The organism is Microbacterium testaceum StLB037 (assembly GCF_000202635.1).
GTDB lineage: Bacteria > Actinomycetota > Actinomycetes > Actinomycetales > Microbacteriaceae > Microbacterium > Microbacterium testaceum_F.
In genome coordinates, this window is the sequence record NC_015125.1 from 602,433 (window position 1) to 618,324 (window position 15,892).

General features: G+C 69.6%; 12 protein-coding genes. 1 reads left to right on the forward strand and 11 read right to left on the reverse strand.

Translation table 11 applies throughout. From position 1 onward, the window contains the following. Positions 1-54: 54 nt before the first annotated feature. The 7 genes from MTES_RS02785 to MTES_RS02815 all read right to left on the reverse strand — a co-directional run bounded on the left by MTES_RS02785 (position 55) and on the right by MTES_RS02815 (position 9,528). Positions 55-918 (reverse strand): NAD-dependent epimerase/dehydratase family protein, encoded by an 864-nt coding sequence (locus MTES_RS02785; RefSeq protein ID WP_013583661.1) that lies wholly within the window; start codon positions 916-918, stop codon positions 55-57. A gap of 16 nt (positions 919-934) precedes the next feature. After that, a complete protein-coding gene (locus MTES_RS02790) occupies positions 935-2,170 on the reverse strand; it encodes an acyltransferase family protein (protein ID WP_013583662.1) in 1,236 nt (411 codons plus the stop codon). Beyond that, entirely contained in the window at positions 2,167-3,291 is a 1,125-nt protein-coding gene (locus tag MTES_RS02795; RefSeq protein WP_013583663.1) for a glycosyltransferase family 2 protein, read from the reverse strand. Before MTES_RS02795 ends, MTES_RS02790 begins: the two co-directional genes overlap by 4 nt. Further along, complete coding sequence (locus MTES_RS02800) at positions 3,288-3,554, reverse strand: hypothetical protein (protein WP_013583664.1); 267 nt, start codon at positions 3,552-3,554, stop codon at positions 3,288-3,290. Before MTES_RS02800 ends, MTES_RS02795 begins: the two co-directional genes overlap by 4 nt. A 209-nt stretch (positions 3,555-3,763) precedes the next feature. Then, entirely contained in the window at positions 3,764-6,445 is a 2,682-nt protein-coding gene (locus MTES_RS18325) for an LGFP repeat-containing protein (RefSeq protein ID WP_013583665.1), read from the reverse strand. Continuing rightward, the gene (locus MTES_RS19480) at positions 6,442-6,906 is read right to left on the reverse strand and encodes a hypothetical protein (RefSeq protein WP_158309742.1); all 465 of its coding nucleotides are present in this window, start codon (positions 6,904-6,906) and stop codon (positions 6,442-6,444) included. The genes MTES_RS18325 and MTES_RS19480 overlap by 4 nt, the downstream gene beginning before the upstream one ends. 147 nt (positions 6,907-7,053) lie before the next feature. Continuing rightward, a complete protein-coding gene (locus tag MTES_RS02815) occupies positions 7,054-9,528 on the reverse strand; it encodes a hypothetical protein (RefSeq protein WP_013583667.1) in 2,475 nt (824 codons plus the stop codon). A 58-nt stretch (positions 9,529-9,586) separates the two neighbouring features. On the opposite strand from MTES_RS02815, the gene MTES_RS02820 reads away from it, so the two are divergent. Beyond that, positions 9,587-10,192 carry a D-glycero-alpha-D-manno-heptose-1,7-bisphosphate 7-phosphatase gene (locus MTES_RS02820; RefSeq protein ID WP_013583668.1) on the forward strand — a complete coding sequence of 202 codons (606 nt, stop codon included), beginning with the start codon at positions 9,587-9,589 and terminating at the stop codon, positions 10,190-10,192. Here the strand turns inward: MTES_RS02820 and MTES_RS02825 are convergent. The 4 genes from MTES_RS02825 to MTES_RS02840 all read right to left on the reverse strand — a co-directional run bounded on the left by MTES_RS02825 (position 10,177) and on the right by MTES_RS02840 (position 15,869). Continuing rightward, a complete protein-coding gene (locus MTES_RS02825; RefSeq protein WP_013583669.1) occupies positions 10,177-10,758 on the reverse strand; it encodes a D-sedoheptulose-7-phosphate isomerase in 582 nt (193 codons plus the stop codon). The two genes, MTES_RS02820 and MTES_RS02825, sit on opposite strands and share 16 nt — an antisense overlap. A 28-nt stretch (positions 10,759-10,786) precedes the next feature. Continuing rightward, on the reverse strand, positions 10,787-12,271 hold the full coding sequence (rfaE2, locus tag MTES_RS02830) for a D-glycero-beta-D-manno-heptose 1-phosphate adenylyltransferase (RefSeq protein WP_013583670.1): 1,485 nt from the start codon (positions 12,269-12,271) through the stop codon (positions 10,787-10,789). Positions 12,272-12,333: 62 nt separating this feature from the next. Next, the gene (locus tag MTES_RS02835) at positions 12,334-13,572 is read right to left on the reverse strand and encodes a glycosyltransferase family 9 protein (protein ID WP_013583671.1); all 1,239 of its coding nucleotides are present in this window, start codon (positions 13,570-13,572) and stop codon (positions 12,334-12,336) included. Between the two features lie 44 nt (positions 13,573-13,616). After that, the gene (locus tag MTES_RS02840) at positions 13,617-15,869 is read right to left on the reverse strand and encodes a glycosyltransferase family protein (protein ID WP_013583672.1); all 2,253 of its coding nucleotides are present in this window, start codon (positions 15,867-15,869) and stop codon (positions 13,617-13,619) included. Between the last annotated feature and the right edge of the window lie 23 nt (positions 15,870-15,892).

Below are 15,892 nucleotides of genomic sequence, written 5' to 3' on the forward strand. Positions count from 1 at the left end.
GCTTCGGTCTCCGCCGTCGGCACCCTCTCGCGCCGGACAGCTCGCGCGCGAGCGTCAGGAGCGCTGGTCGAAGGGCGACCGGGCCATCAGCTCGGTGATCGTCGCCGCGTCGCCCCAGATGCCCGGGGAGTCGTAGGGACGGTCGGGGAAGGCCCCGTACTGCAGAGCGATGTCGAGGCCGTTCTCGGCGATGAAGCGCTCGACACGGTTCGCGAGCGACTCCGGCTCGCCGGATGCCACGTTCACGATGCCCGTGAGGCCCTCCACCGTCGCCGCGACGGCGATCTGGCGGCCGAGTTCCGCGACATCGATGAAGTCGTACAGCGTGCGTCCGGATGTGAAGGGGAAGACCGTGTCGCCCCGGTCGGCGGCTTCGAGGAGCTTGGCGAAGATCGAACGGTTCCGGCGGTCGTCCCCGAGGATGTAGTACGCGCGCAGCCACACGAACTCCGCACGGTCGCCGATCGTGAGGGTCGCAGAGCGGCGCAGGGCGTCTTTCGCGATGCCGTACAGCGTCACGGGGTTCGTGGGGGTCTCGGCCGTGACCGCTCCCTCCCAGTAGCCGATCTCGTGCATGGAACCGAGAGCCGCGATGCGCGATACCCCGGCCGTGACCAGACCGGCGAGGAACCGATAGTGGTCCGACAGCCGCTCGAGGTGCGAGGGGGCGTTGTGCACGAAGCCGTCCTGCCACGCCAGGTGGATCACCGCGGCGATCCGTTCGACGGGGGCCACCGTGGCGATGTCGAACGACGGGTCGAGCACGTCGGCCTCGACGATGCGGGCTTCCGCGGCGAGGTCGCCCTCGCGCCGCTGTCGAACGACCGCGACGGCCTCGTAACCCAGCTCCGCCACCGCGCGGGTGACGTGTCGGCCCACGTAGCCCCCAGCACCGGTGATGACGACGATCCTGTTCACGACGACCTCCTGGGCTCTACCGTACGACGCCGATGACGACGAGAGCCGCCGTCGCGATGAGCAAGAGCACGAGGGGAACGAAGCGAGCCCGCACCAGGATGCCCGTGCCGCCTCCGCCGGGTGCCACGGGATCGACTCCTCGGATGCGCGCCAGCCATCGTGGCATCCAGTTCTTCAGGTCCAACGCCGGCTTCTCGATCAGCATGTAGCTGAGGTACGCGTAGACGTGCACCACCACGATCACGACGAGCAGATAGACGAAGGCACCCGCCCGTTCGGGGAGCCCGTACTCGGCGGCGAGGAACATGACGGGCCAGCCGGCGATGTAGATGCCGTAGGAGAGGTCGGCGTGCCGGTCCCAGCGCGACAGCGCCTTGACCCGCGTGCCGAACCAGATCAGCCCGTAGGCGAACGCGTACTGCCCGAACAGGAACCATCCTCCGCGCCACCAGCACAGCGCCGCGATGACCAGCATCGCGATGCCGAGTCGGTCGTCGAACGGGACCTTCTCGATGTAGAGCTGCACCAGGGTGCCGAAAGCGAAGGGCGCCACCAGTTGCAGGACCTGCGGGTTGGAGAACGTCTGGATGGCGGAGCCGAGATCGCCGATGTGCAGCGCCTGGAAGGTGCTGAGCAGGAGGAGTCCGCCCGCCACCAGCGCGCCGACGATGCGCGCGCGGAGCGCCCCGATGATCCCGAGGGCCAGGATGCCGAGATAGCACGCGAACTCGTACATCAGGGTCCACGCGGAGCCGTTCCACGTGTTGTAGCCGACCTGGACCGCGTGGGTGCTCCCGCCGGTGCCCGCGATCGCCCACTGATTCAGGACGAGGGTGAAGTTGTTCGCGACGTAGTCCCACGGCGAGTTGTCGGGGAAGGAGAGGAATCCCTGGAAGGTGCCCTGGGAGTGGTGCCAGGCGAGAGGGGCGAGCAGGAACGCCGTCACGACCAGGATGAGGAACCACGCCGGATAGATGCGCGCGACGCGATGCCACAGGTACCGGAACGGGGAGCGCGAGCGGACCATGCTCCGCGTGATGAGCATTCCGGAGAGGAAGAAGAACCCCGTGACGGCGACGCCGCCGAGCGAGGTCTCCGCTCCCCATTGCGCGCCGATGTCGACGCCGCCGAAGATGCCGGCCACGGGGCCCGCGTGGCTGAAGATGACCATGAACGCCATCGCCCACCGGAGGAACCCGATGGAGTTGTGACGCGGATCGAACGCCTCTCCCAGACTGCGCACCGCGATCACACGCCGAGGGGATAGCCGAATTCCTCGGCACCCTCCCACGTCGCGGCCGGGATGTTCGTGTAGACGGGCTCCGCGCCGGAGAAGAAGTTGCGGATGGAGGCGAGCACGTCGAGGGAGTCGGTGTCGATCTCCACCGTGAACCCGTTCCAGTGCGCCGTGCACATCTCATACGCCTGCGACCGGATGGCGACCGTGACGACGCTCGGGTCTTGGTCGTCCCAGTCCATCGTCGGGTCGATCACCGCGTAGCCCCCGCGGGCGGCAGCGGCGAGGATCAACGCCGCGACCGCGCGGACCTGGGCCTTCTCGAGCACGCCGGAACGCAGGAAACCGTCGACGCTCCATCGGAACATGGGCGAGCGGTGATTGACGATGTGCTGGTTGCTCCAGTCGGCGATGTCGCTCTGCGAGATCACTCCGGCCGCGAGGGTCGAGCCACGACCCGCGTGATAGACGAACGCGCCCTGCGCGAGCAGGTGCTGATATCCCGCGCTCGTCGCGCGCGCCGACCAGTCCGATTCTTCGCCGTACCCGCGGCCGAAGACCGGATCCATCAGGCCCACCGTCGGCAGGACCGACACGGGGACGATCATCGCGAACGAGATGCCGGCGGGGATCTCCAAAGCCTCGGCGGCGAACTCGTCCGAGAGGGCCTCGCCGATGAGATCGGCGACCTCGGGAGTCTCGACGTACAGCTCGGTGCCGTTGGGGAGCGAGTACGGGTCGACATTCGTCGACCACGCGGTCACCGAGGCGGCCGCGGGAGATGCCGACACCACGTCGAGCAGCACCTTCACCGAGTTGCGGGAGTAGATGACGTCGGAGTTGGAGATGATGACGTAGTCGTACCCGAGCCGCTGCGCGGTGGCGAGACCGAGATTGACGTTGCGCGGGATCCCCTGGTTGCGGGGGGACCGGTAGAAGACGGCGCCGAACTCGGCGGCGAGCTCGGCGAGGTACTCGCTGAAGCCCGGCTCGGGGCTGCAGTCGTCGAGGACCAGAACGTCGAGCTCGAAACCTTCGCGATCGAGATGCGCGATCGACTCGAAGGTGCGGCGCGCGAAGTCCCGACCGTTGTAGAAGGTGACGGCGAGCAGGATCCGGGGCGTCGCCGCGGTCACTGCCCCATCATCCTTCGCGCCCGGCGCGCCACGACGTAGAGGGCGTGGTTCTTGCGGAACACGTGCTCCATCTTGCGACGGGGGTCGAGGAGCTGCTTGAGCGAGACGATCTCCAGCTGCAGCTTGGCGATCTGCTCCTCGCGCTCGAGCAGGCCACGGGTCAGCTCGATGACGCGCCGATTGGCGATCTCGGCATCTTGCAGGGCACGCTCCAGCGACACCGCGTCAACGGCCTCGGCGGTCAGCTCCTGGTTCTTCCCCATCGCCAACACCTCTTTCTGATTCTCTTGGCACGCCCCCGCGCGGCACAGGGCCATGGTGAGGGGTGTGCCGACTCGGTGGCCGGAAACATTCACGGTGGGCCTGCCGGACAACGGCGGTGGAGGGGAGAAGCTCCGTCTTCCACGTCGCGTCGTAGATTAGCATCCCCGCGTGAGCGCACCCTGGCGCAGGGCTCGAACGCGGGCGGAGTTCACCCGCCGGCCGACACCGTGCCCCGTTCGAAGCTCTGGGTGACCTTGCCGCCGCTCTTCACCGCCGGGGCGAGCGGCAGGCCGTAGCGTCCCGTCACCCCACCCGCGGCATCCCACGGTGCGAAAACGGGCGGTGCGATCGCCAAGGCTCCCACGGACTGGCGCCAGATGATCGTCCCGCGCTCGAACGGCAGGCGGCAGTAGGAACCGAAGCAGGACTCCGCCCGGGTGGGAAGCCCGAGCGTTCCCGCGGGCCCGCCCGCGCTCATCCACACGTCGCGGTAGGCGCCGTAGACGGGAAGGATGCCGGCCGACGGCGATCCCGTCAGGGTGCCCCCCTGGAAGGCCTGGTAGCAGGTCACCGGCAGACAGACCATCGCGGCGGTCGGCGCGCCCAGACGGCCGTTCTCGGACCCCGCGGCCTGCCACGGAGCGAGGAACCAGCCGGACACGATCACCGCTCGAGAACCGGGAGTCCACACGATCACGCCGTTCTGGAACACCTGCGAGCAACTGCGGCCGTTGCACGACTCGTCGCTCATCGGTCGACCCAGTTGCCCCTTCGCCCCGCCCGCGCGATTCCACACGCTCTGGTACTCCCCCGCCACGGCGACGAGGGCACCCGAGGGAGCCGTGGTGAGCACGCCGGTCTGGAACGCCTGGGTGCACACGCCCCCGGAGCAGGAGGGTGCCGAACGAGGCCCGCCCAAGCGGCCGTCACCGGCGCCCTGCGCCTGCCAGGCCGTGAGGTAGCGTCCGGTCACGGCGACCGCGCCGTACTTGGGTGTCCAGCCGATCACGCCCTTCTGGAACGACTGCGCGCAGTTGACCCCGTTACAGGATTCCGAGCCGGTCGGAAGTCCGAGCGAACCGCCGGGCCCGCCGTTCTTCGACCAGAGATCCCGGTACGCGCCGTACACGGCGAGGACTCCGCCCGAGGGCGAACCTGACAGGGTCCCGCCGGTGAACCTCTGGTAGCAGGTCGCGGGGATGCAGGCCATGTCGGCGAGAGGTCGGCCGAGGCGACCCTTCTCGAATCCGGCTGCCGACCACGCGTCGAAGAACCACTTCATCGTGATGAAGGTGCCCTTCGAGGAGGTGTCGATGCGCGCGGAGCCGAAGCGCTGGCTGCAGGCACCGGACGAATCGCAGGTCTGCGGGCCCGCGGGTCCGCCGACCCCCGCGGGGCCGCCTGCCCGCAGGTACTTGGTCGCGATGGGTTCGGGAACGACCTGGGCGCTGTCGCGACCGGACGAGGCGATGAGTCCACCGCCGAACCGCTGGGTGCAGCCGGCCGAAACGCAGGATGCGTCGCTCCGGGGGAAGCCCAGCGAACCGCCGCTGGCGCCGGCCTGGACCCAGGCGCTGAAGATCGGCTCGGTCACCGCCGTCGCGGAACCGCCGGAGAAGAGCGCTCCGTGGGCGAACATCTGTGCGCACTGGGAACCGTTGGAGCACACCTCCGGGCCGCGAGCCGCCCCCAGGGCGATTCCCCCGGACGACGACCAGACGCTCTCGACGTGTCGGCCGACGAGGTTGCCGCCGGTCGGATCGGCGGCCATGACACCGCCGTCGAAGGACTGCGTGCAGGTCATGTCGCTCTGGCAGACCACGACCCCGGTCGGTCGGCCGACGGCGCCGTCGATGAAGCCCAGGTTGCGCCACATCGACTCGATGACCGACGGCACGCCGAAGACCCCGCGGCCGGGGAACCAGAAGATCGTTCCGTTGCGGAACGACTGCTGGCAGTACGTGCCGAAGCACTGCTCGGTGGAGGTCGGCGAGCCGAGCAGACCGCCCGCACCGCCCAGCGAGGCCCAGACGCGTGCGTATTCGCCGGAGACGGGAGATGCCGTGGGGCTCCCGAACCAGTCCGTGTAGAGGCGCCAGAAGTTCCGGTTCCCGTACGCCGAGCAGAAGTCACCCGTGCCGTAAAGATTGTTGAGCGCCGCCTGGTTGGGCGTGTACGGCGTGTAGATGTACAGCGCGCGCGTGGCGTCGTTCTGGATGTTCACGCGCTTGGTGCCGCAGACGCGGTCGTTGTCGGGCGGGGTCGCCTGATAGAGGATGTTGTTCCACCCCAGCTGATAGCTGTACCAGCGCGGGTTCTTCACGTAGATCTGGAACTGACGCGCTGCACCGTACACCTGGTAGAAGAACCCGGCGAAGTTCGGGTCGCAGGCTGCCCCGTCGGGACATCCCTGGCCGAGCGCCGCACGGTACTGGTAGGGAGAGGGAGCGGGATCGGTGACGAGGGCCTGCTCCTTCTGGAGCATCACGAGAATCACCTTGGGGCTGATCCCGCACGCCTGTGAGACGGCGGCGATCAACTGGGCGGCGCTCATCGTGCCCCCGCCGAATGCGCGGCAGTAGGAGTCCGCGCCGAGCGACGGCGTCGACTGGGCGACGTAGTCCTTGAGGCACGGCATCCCCTCGTCTCCCCGGCATGAGGTGACCTTGGAGTTGAGGAAGTTCTGGATGTCGGCGGCCGTCATCGACCCGGCATCGAAGAAATTGTCGTCGGAGATCAGGAAGCCGTCCTGGAAGTCGCTCGCGTTCGCCGCCGTCGCCGCCGGAGCGACCGCGGGCGCGAGCACCGGCAGGATCCCGAGGACCAACGCCAAAGACGCCAGCGCCGCCAGCGCCCAGGAGAACCGCGCGCGGGCGGGGGCGAAGGTCACGGCTGTGAGACCGTGACGGGCTCGGACGCCGCCGAGGTCCTGGCGGACCGGTACTCGAGCACGAGCTTCCACTCCCCCGCGGGCGCGGCGATGTCGATGATGCCGCAGTTCACGGCCGCGGGCGTCGCCACCGCGTCGATGGAGCCCGTCAGGATGGCACCGGTCGCCGACGTCGCGGTGAGCGTGCACACCCCACCTTCTTCGATGGGCCCGGAGACGAGACCGGACGCGGAGATGTTCCGGCCGTCCGCACCGTAGTTGACGATCGTCACCGAGGCCGGACCCGAGCTGGTGGCCACGGGTTCGGGCTGCACCTCGTCGGTGGCCTCGGGAGAGGGCGTCGCGGAGGGAGAAGGGGATGCCGAGGCGGTCGTCGTCGGCTCCGCCGTCGGGGTCGCGGTGGTGGATGCTCCCGGCCGCGACGCGCAGGCTGTCAGCGTCGCGACGAGGGCGACCGTCACGAGGGCACCCCGCAGCACGCGAGCGCGGGACGGGGCCCGCCCGGAGATCCTCGGCGATCGGCCGGAACGTTCATTCACCCCTCCAGTATCACTGTTAACAGGGAAAATGCCCCTCGGACACGGATTTTTCATTGTGAAAGCAGTCCGTCACCGCACGGGCGCGGCAACCGGGTGGGTGCGCCGCCACTCGTCCGCTTCACTCCCGGTCAGGATGCGCACCCCGGTCCGGGGCTGCCAGACCATGAGGCCCCGCTGGAATGGAACCTGGCAGAACGAGCCGGAGCAGACCTCCGGCCCGGTGAGGAGACCGAGCTGGCCGTCCGGACCGCCGCCGCCGATCCACATCGACACGTATGCCGACGACAGCGAGAGGATGCCGGATGTCGACGAGGTCAGCGTCCCGTTCTGGAACACCTGGTAGCACGCGGCGGACTGGCACTTCATGGCGTCCGAGGGCAGCCCGAGCGCGCCGGTGGCGCCCCCGCGCTCCATCCACGCCGGGTAGAACCACTTCTTCGCCACGGGGTAGACCCCGCTGTTCGGCACCCAGACGATGACTCCCCCGACGAACGAAGCCTGGCAGTACGACCCGAAGCAGGATTCGCCGCCCGCCACGAGCCCGAGGTCGCCGTCCGGCCCACCCCAGGCGGTCCAGGTCGAGACATAGTCGGAGGAGAGCCGCACGATCTGACGACCGTCCGAGGTCAGGACCCCGCCGGTGAACTGCTGCCAGCACGCGGACGACTGGCACCGCATTGCTTCCGTGGGCGTTCCGATCGCCCCGGTGATCCCCCCGAGCTCTTTCCACTTCGCCTGGAACCACGGGTGCACCGGCACGGCGGTGACGCCCTGACCCGGCACCCACGTGATCGCCCCACCGGCGAAGGGGGTTGCGCAGTACGTTCCGAAGCACGACTCCGGGCCGGCGACGAGCCCGAGGGCGCCGTCCGGGCCCCCGTTCGCGAGCCACGTGGTGACGTAGGCGGTGGACAGCATCACGATCTGGGTACCGTCCGAGGTCAGCACGCCGCCGGCGAACTCCTGCCAGCAGGCCGAGGACTGGCAGACCATGGGGGCGACCGGCTTGCCCAGCGGGCCGGAGGCACCGCCGAGCTCTTTGTACTTCGCCTGGAACCAGGGATGGACCCCGTCGGGGCTGGTCCCGCAGGCGGGGGCCTTGTCGCCGGTGCGGACGGTCACCGTCGCCGATGTGGGACGGCCGGCGCCATCGGTCGACATGTCGTCCACCGAGAGCCAGATGTCGCAGCTGGACCCCTCGGACGACGAGAACCAATCGCCCTTCACGAGCGCGTATCCGTCGCCGTCGTCCTGCGAGCTCGCCACCGCGTAGGACGTCGTGTCGGCGGACTGCTGTTGGGTGATTCGGACCCCGTAGTCGCGCGTGCACACCCAGGTGATGTCGCATCCACGACCGCGCGTGTAGTACGCACCACCGTCGTACGAGCCACGACCGTTACGGAGGTCGAGGTAGTAGTCCCACCCGTTGGAATCGCGGACCTTGACCGCGAGGGTGCCGGTCGTCGACGAAGCCGCACGCAACGTGACAGAGGTCGAGGCATCCTGCTCGACCGTCACCAGGCTTCCCTGCGGGTATCCCCCGAGCGCGTCGCGGTGCGCGGCGTTGAACAGCGGCGAGTCGTAGTCGCCGTCGACGACCACGCCCATCGGGTCGTAGATGTCGGCGTACTTGGAGAAGCCGCAACCGTCATTCCCCTCCCAATGCCGCTGGAGCGGGAGGCAGGCGTAGTTGTTGGCGTGCCGGAGGCTCAGATTGTGGCCGAACTCGTGCAGGAAGGCCTGACGCTGCCCCTGGCCGACGTCGAGCAGAGCGATGTTGCCGCCGTACGAGAGGCCCCCGCCGACGTTCGCGATCCCGACCGACCCTTGCCAGGCCTCCGCGCAGTCCTCGGGGAACACGACGAGGAGGTGGCGCCCTCCGCTGTTCTCGTAGCTCGCGGCGCTCCGCCCCGGCGCGATGGCGCGAGCGGCCTCGTTCCAGACGGTCAGATCGCCGGACGAACCCGCGAGATCCAGCTGGCACGTTCCTGCCGTCGTGATCTCGGCCTGCGCGCCCAGGGCGAGAGAGGCCACCCGACCATTGCTGGCTTGCCTCAGATGGTCGGAGGCGTAGGAGAGCCAGGACCGCACGGTGTCCACCGACGCGGAGGGCCGCGCCTCGTACGCGGGTCGGCCGTCTGCGGCGGGCATTCGCACGGTGACGAGCACCACGTCGACCGAGTGCGCGAGGCCTGCGGCAGCCGCGTCGACCTCGGAGAGGACCGAGAGCTCGCCGTCCGCGATCTCGACCCTGTCGCCGGCCACGGCTCCGACCTTCTCCACGGCGTCGGCGGTGACGGCCGTCGCCTCACCGGCCTCGTCGCGTACGAAGAAGGTCGATCCGGTCGAGCCCGGCAGGTCGGAGAGCTCGACGAGTTCGCCGGTCGCGTCGGCATCCCCGCTCGGCGCCGCTTGGACGCGAGCGGTCGGGGCCGGCGACGGCACGGTCGGACGCGGTTCGAGGGCAGCCGCCCCGGTCGCGCTCGTGAGGGACGCCAGAACGACGGCGAGGGCAGCGATGCCGGTGAAAACCCGTGAGGCCATGCGGTCAACGTAGCGGGAGGTTCCGGTCCGCGTCGCGCGCCACTGCTAGCGTCGACGGGTGAATTCTCGTCTTTTCGCCCTCGTCGACGAACGGGTCGGTCGTTCCTGGACGTTGTTCCTCGACCGCGACGGCGTCGTCAACACCCGGATCATGGGCGGTTACGTCCGAACCTGGGACGAGTTCCACTTCGAGCCGGGCGTCCTGGACGCGTTGGCCGTCCTCGCACGGTGGGCGCCGCGCATCGTCCTCGTCACCAACCAGCAGGGCATCGGCAAGGGTCTGATGACGGAAGCCGATCTCGCCGAGCTCCACGAACGGATGCGACACGACATCGTCGAGGCCGGCGGACGATTGGACGGCATCCGGTACTGCCCTCATCTCGACGCCGACGACTGCCCGTGCCGCAAGCCCCGCCCGGGGATGGCGCAGGACGACCTCGCGGAACACCCGGAAATGGACGGCGCGCTCTCGGTGATGGTGGGCGATACCCCCGGCGACGTCGAGATGGGACGACGCCTCGCCGCGGCGAACGGTGGCGGGGCCACCGTGCGGATCGCTCCCGAAGCCGACCCCGCGGCCGACCTCACCTACCCGAGTCTCGCGACCTTCGCCGCCGCTCTCGCTCCCCTGGTGGCAGCGAGCCCGGGTCACTCCGCGGAGTAGCCGAAACCGTCTTCGATCGCCTGCATCAACGAGTGGATGACGACGAGTTCCGATTCCTGGACCCGGTCGGCCCAGCGGCTCGCGCCGAGCGCGATCGTGACGTCGGCGACCTGTCCGAGCGGCGACTCCGCCGTCGCGGACGACGCCACCACGATGCCGCCGGCGGCCTTCATCGCTTCCGCCGCGCGCAAGACGTTCGGGGACTTCCCGCTGGTGGAGAGAGCGAGAAGCACGTCGCCGGGGCGGGCGAAGGCCTCCACGAACTTCGAGAACACGTACTCGTAGCCGTAGTCGTTCGCGACGCACGTGAGGTGCGAGGGGTCCGAGATCGCCATGGCTCGCAGCGGCGGACGGTTACCGCGGAAGCGACCGGTCAACTCTTCGGCGAAGTGCTGCGCGTTCGTCATCGACCCGCCGTTGCCGCACGCCAGGAGCGTTCCCCCCTGTCGCAGCGACGTGATCATGGCATCCGCGGCCCGATCGAAGGCCGCACCGAAGGCGGCGTCCTCGGCGAGCGCCGCCATGCGCTGCGCGTTCTCGAGCAGGTTCTCCTGAAGAACACCCATCTTGTTCCCTTCCTCGGATCCGACGCGGTCAGCCGCGACGGACCTGCTGACCCTGCGACAAGCGAGTGGTCGACACGCCGTCGAGCAGGTTGACGATGTGGACGCGCCCGCCCCAGGCCTTGGCATCTTCTCCCCCGACGACCTGATCGGGGCGGTAGTCCGAGCCCTTGACGATGACGTCGGGGCGGATGGCGCGGATCAACTCGCGGGGGGTGTCCTCACCGAAGACGGTGACGAAGTCGACGTAACGCACCGCTTCGAGGACGCTCATGCGGTCGGCCTGGGGCTGCAGGGGACGCGTCGGCCCCTTCAGACGGGCGGTGGACTCGTCGGAGTTCACACCCACGACGAGGACGTCGCCGAGCGAGCGCGCTTCGCGCAGGAGCGCCACGTGCCCCGCATGCAGGAGATCGAACACGCCGTTGGCGAAGACGACCGTCTTACCCGCGTCCTTCTCGACGGCGACGAGCTGGGCAAGTTCGTCCCAATCCTCGATCGTGCCGGGCCGATCCTCGGGCGAGGACTCCACGAGAAGTTCGTTCAACAAGTCGGCGCTCGAGACGACCGCGGTGCCGGGTCGGCCGCACGCGATACCCGCGGCCATGTTGCCCACCTGAACCGCCTGAAGCGTGCTGAGACCGGCCGCGAGGCCCGCGGAGATCCCGGCGATCATCGAGTCTCCGGCGCCGGAGACGTCTGCAACGAGACGAGCACGCGTCGGAATGCGCGTGCGGGCGCTCGTCTCGATGACCTCCACGCCGACGGCGGAGAGCGAGATCGCGAGCGACCCGATGCCGCCGATCAGCAGCCGCTCGGCGATCAGGTCGAGGGTCTCGTCGTCGGGGGCATCGGCGCGCAAGCCCGACATCTGGAGGGCCTCCGCGAAATTCGGCTTCACGATCGTCGCGCCGCGGTATTTGCGGATGTCCGTGGACTTCGGATCGACGACCACCGGGATGCCGAGCTCGCTCGCCAGATCGATCACCCGCGCGACGAGATCCTCGCTCAGCATGCCCTTCGCGTAATCGGACACGACGATCGCCGTGCGGGACGGAGCTTCGCCCACGGCCGCGCGGACAGCCGCGAAGGCCGCGTCAGCGCCCTCGGCATCCAGAGGGGTGAGGTCCTCGCGATCGACACGCACGATCTGCTGCATCCCGGCGACGACGCGCAGCTTCTCGATGGTCGCGGCGGCGCCGCGACGGATGGGCGACGTCACGACGCCCGTGCCGGAGAGCAGTCGTTCGAGCTCCCGTCCGGCCTCGTCATCGGCCCACGCGGCGACGAGGGTGGTCTGGACGCCGAGAGCAGCGATGTTCATCGCGGCGTTGGCCGCGCCTCCCGCGACGCTGCGGTCCTGCCGTACGCGGAGGACCGGGATGGGGGCCTCCGGCGAGATACGGTCCACGGCCCCCGCCACGTACCGGTCGAGCATGGCGTCACCGATCACGACCACCCGAGCGCCCTCGAAGCCGAGGATGTGCTGCGGAGTGATCGGGGGGAGTGCGGACATGTGACTTCCAGACATGGGACGGGCGGACCGGCGGGCGGCCGGACCGAACGAGCGTAACGGACTCAGTCGGTGGGTTCCCGGAGCAGCCCCTCGACGGCCGCGGTGACCTCGTCGGGGCGCACGGCTCGGATGCAGTGGGGTTCGCGCGCGACGCACTCGTCGACGCACCCGTCGGCGGGGTGGGACGGCTGCAGCATCGCGCTGCGCGCCGACCACGGGCCGAAGCGTTCCGGGGCGTTGTCGCTCCACGGCGAGCCGCTCGCGGGGTGGCAGGTCACGACGACCGTGGGCACCTCGAGGCTGCTCGAGATGTGCTGCAGGCCCGAGTCGTTGCCCAGGAACACATCGCACCGCGAGATGGCGGCTGCGCTCTCGCTCAGGCTGAGCTTCCCGGCCAGATCGACGGCTCGGATGCCGCGGGCTTCGAGCAAGGAGACGAGCTCTCGGGCGCGGGCGGTGTCGACGCCGCCGCCCAGGATCTGGACCGCGACGGGACGCTCGGCGGCGAGGTTCTGCATCACTTCGGCGAGATCCTCGACGGGCCACTGACGCTTCGCGTCGCGAGCTCCGATGCCGAGGCCGACCACGATCCCGTCGGTGTCGCCGAGGCTCGCCTTCGCGGTCGCCGCGCGCAGGTCGGCGTCATCGAAGAGACCTCGGCCGACCGGCGGAAGGCGGTGATCCTCCCAGGGGAGGCCGAGGTACTCGGCGACGCGACGCAACTGCCCGACCGTGAGACGCGGCGTCGTGCCGCGTGAGATGACATCGGTGAGCAGCTTGTCCTGCGGGCCGAACCATTCCGGCTCGCGCTCGGGGACCGGAGCGAACCCGACGACCGAGCGCGCGCGCGACGCGACCGCCAGGTACCGGACCGGGGTGTCGTCGAAGTCCCACCGCGGCAGGATCGCGAGGTCGTACCCCCGGAGGCCGAAGCGGCGGAGCCCCTGCCGCGCCGTGAGGATCTGACGCTTGAGCGCGGACCCCTCCGTCACCGGCATCCATTCGATGACTCGATCGACGGTCGGGGTCGCGTGGAACATCGTGGCGGGTCCGGGCTTGAGCACGAAGTGCACGGTCGCCTCGGGCCAGTGGGCGCGGATCGCGGCGAAGAGGGCCAGCGTCGTGCTGGTGTCGCCGATCTCGTCGCTGCGGAGGACGACGATGCGCCGCGGGCGGACCGTCGGATCCCAGGGGCGTCGCCGACGGGCTCCGAAGAGACGGGCGAAGACGGCCGGGGAGAGCGGGTCGCGGTGACGGATCGCGTTGATCTGCCAGACGGCCCGGCGGAGGAGTGAACGCACGGGATCGAGCTTAGAGGGCCGTCCGAGGACTCCCTGTGCGTGGCTCAGCGTCCGGTACGAGCCGACCGGGCTGAGCGAGCGCTGCGAGCCGCCTCGTCGAGTATCGCGGCGCGAGCGTCGAAGGAGTGCTCCGCGCGGACACGTTCCGCGATCTGCCCCAGGCGCACCCGGTCGGGAAAGATCTCGTCGGGGTCCGCCTCGAGCAACTCGAGAAGGTGCCGTTCATCGCGGTAGGCGATCACGGCTCCGCCGAAGATCTCCTCGATCCCGTCGACGTCCTCCGAGATCACGCGTCCTCCCACGGCGACGACGTCGAACGGACGCATCGCGATGAAACCCTGGCGACGCATCGCCGGCCACTGGTCGTTGAGCACGATCGAGGCCGACTCGTAGCGACGGGGGAGTTCGGCATGCGCGATGGTCTGGGCGGCGATGGCGGAGTGCGGGATGAAAGGACGCCAGTCGGGTCCGTAGACGCGAACGGGCAGCCCCGCCCGCAGTGGCACGACCACGCTCGGTCGCGCGATACCGCGCGCGGTACCGACGAAGACGATCTCATCGGTGCGATCGACACCGCGCGGGTGGAACAGATCGGTGTCGGTGGCTTCCAGGAGAGGCTGCACGTCGATTCCCCATCGCTCCCGTGTACGCGCTGACCACCGCTCGGAGGCGGCGAAGACACGGTCGAACTGCGCGAGTTCTCCGCGCGTGAGGTCGTCGGGATGGCTGATGATCCACTGCAGACTGACGCCGGGCCCCACCGGATCGATGCGATAGGGCCCGCGCACCACGACACTGACATCGTCGAGATCAGCCGTTCGCCGGGCCCGCGCATCGAAAGCATCGATCACGACGGTATGGCCGCGCCGCCGGAGGGCTGCAGCGAGACCGCGAGCGAAGTGCATGTCACCCCAGACGGCACCGCGCCGACCCGCCGGTGCGCAGATCTTGATGGCCCAGCGTTCGGCATCGGGAGTGGGGCGTCGCCACCGACGCACCGGTTCGACCGTACGCCCCTCCCCCGTCCGCCACGACAGGACGTCGAATCCGGCGGCCGTGACGAGGTCGGCGGCGACTCCGCGGTCGCGATCGCTGCCCTTCTGCGAGGGACGCGGTTCGGCGAAGACCAGGGTCGGCTCCTCGAGCACAGGGCGGATGCCGGTGAGGGCTTTGGCCCCCGTCCGAGAGCGCAAGGCGCGCGCGAACGCCGTCGCGGACGTCGGTGCATCGCGCTCCAGCGTCTCGCGCAGCACCGCGTGCGGCAGCGCCATGCTGAGTCCGTGCACGAGGGGGACATCGACGACGGCGTCGAGTGCGTCGAGATCCTCGACCGGATGCTCGGCGAGGATTCCCCACGCGGCGGCACCACCCGTCTCGGCGGCGCCGACGCCGAGGACCGTGCCGTCGAATGCACGGTGCACCGGCAGCGCCACGACGTGTGCGCGAGCGGTGTCGACGAGAGCGTCGATCTCGTCATCCGTGAACTCGGCACGGGAGTCGAGGACCGCACTGACGTCCACGTCGAGCGCCGCTGCGGCGCGATGGAGCATTGCGGGCCAGGTCACGCGGGAGCGTTCGCCGGAGAGCCCGAGTTCGGGGACGACGTCGGCCAGCAGATGCGCCGAGACCCACTGCGACGCATCGACGCCGACGAGAGGGACGATCACGCGGTCGTGGGCGGCTCTGGCGGCCGCCTGCGCGAGCTTGCGGTCGTATCGACGATCGCGCGCTTGGATCGGGCGGATCAGTCCCACATCGCCGGGTGTGCTTTTCACTCCGCGACTCGCCCGGTGCCGCCGCCACGTCCGCGCGGCGGCGAGCGCGCGTCGGCGCATCTCGTCGACGGTCGCTCGCCGGAGGTGTCCCGCCGCCGTCAGCTCGATCTCCGCGTCGCGGTGGGTCCAGGCGTGTTCGAGGCCGGGACCACCGTGCTTCCGGCCGTACTCCTCGGCATCCCACCACGGGTGCACGCGGACGGTCTCCCGCTCGCTCAGCAGGTAGGCGTACAGCGCGGGGACGCGGAAGACCTCCGGCAGCTGGCCCCCCGCGACGATGTCGTCGAACAGCGGGTTCAGGCTCATCCCGCGGCGGAAGCCCCACGCGACGTAGTGCGCGATCGCGATGGACCGGGGTACGCGCGGGAATCCGAGCTGGGTGCCGTAGTACTCGGCATCCACCAGCTCCGAACGGCCGATCGTCCGTGCCCACCAGATGCGATCCGCGGCGCGGACCACCGGTCCGACGACGGGGAGTTCGCGAGAACGGCGGACACTCTCCCGAAGGCGACCCAGGCGCATCCCTCGATTCTACGGGCGCGCCG

Bases quoted from the DNA above. Each gene is read 5' to 3' on its own strand.
- rfaE2 (WP_013583670.1), bottom strand. From the start codon at position 12,271: ATGTCCGCACTCCCCCCGATCACTCCGCAGCACATCCTCGGCTTCGAG.
- MTES_RS02800 (WP_013583664.1), bottom strand. From the start codon at position 3,554: ATGGGGAAGAACCAGGAGCTGACCGCCGAGGCCGTTGACGCGGTGTCG.
- MTES_RS02815 (WP_013583667.1), bottom strand. From the start codon at position 9,528: ATGGCCTCACGGGTTTTCACCGGCATCGCTGCCCTCGCCGTCGTTCTG.
- MTES_RS02840 (WP_013583672.1), bottom strand. From the start codon at position 15,869: ATGCGCCTGGGTCGCCTTCGGGAGAGTGTCCGCCGTTCTCGCGAACTC.
- MTES_RS02825 (WP_013583669.1), bottom strand. From the start codon at position 10,758: ATGGGTGTTCTTCAGGAGAACCTGCTCGAGAACGCGCAGCGCATGGCG.